The sequence below is a fragment of the Nonomuraea sp. GTA35 genome, assembly GCF_041950525.1.
Lineage (GTDB): Bacteria > Actinomycetota > Actinomycetes > Streptosporangiales > Streptosporangiaceae > Nonomuraea.
This window is the reverse complement of sequence record NZ_JBGNUV010000064.1, coordinates 1-635: the sequence shown is the minus strand read 5'-3', so window position 1 is coordinate 635 and position 635 is coordinate 1. Positions and strand designations below refer to the sequence as shown.

Sequence of the window (635 nt, the reverse complement as noted above, 5' to 3'; positions counted from 1 at the left end):
CCGGGTTTCCTGACATGCTGTTGTCCCCTTCACCTTTCGGATCCAGGTCAGTCATTCGACCCAGGAACCTCCCTCCAAGTCCCTCCCGGCTATGCCGGGGATGCAACAGAGCGCCTCGCGGCGCACAGGGTGCGTTCGACGACCCAGCGGCGTTTGACGACGTGGAAGCCCGGCTGATGAGCGCGCCGTGGGACCACTTCGACGTCGATACCGAGGCGGGCGCCATGTTCGATGGCGGCGTTCTTGAAGCCGGTGTCCACCCAGGCCTTGGTGATCTCGGGATAGGTGTGGCTGGCCTGGGTGAGCAGGGTTTGGCCGATGGCGTTGTCGGACACGTCGGCGGCGGCGACAGTGATGGCCAGGAGCAGGCCGAGGGTGTCGGCCAGGATGCCGCGTTTGCGGCCGACGATCTTCTTGGCCGCGTCGATGCCCTGGGTGTCGAGGGGGACGTTGGTGGAGGTCTTGACGCTCTGGCTGTCGATGACGCAGGCGCTGGGCTCGGGGATGCCTAAGAGGTCCTAACAGAAAGATCAGCGGACGAGGCGTCGCCAGCAGATGATCGCCGCGGCGAGTGTCATGAAGGCTTCGTGGATGTCGTCGCGGATCTCCCAGCGGATGCGCAGGCGGCGGAACCC

At 65.5% G+C, this 635-nt stretch carries 1 pseudogene; it reads right to left on the bottom strand.

The features are described 5' to 3' along the window. Positions 1 to 125: 125 nt before the first annotated feature. Positions 126 to 503: pseudogene (locus tag ACBJ32_RS59395) on the bottom strand (transposase); the annotation flags it as partial. Positions 504 to 635 lie beyond the last annotated feature (132 nt).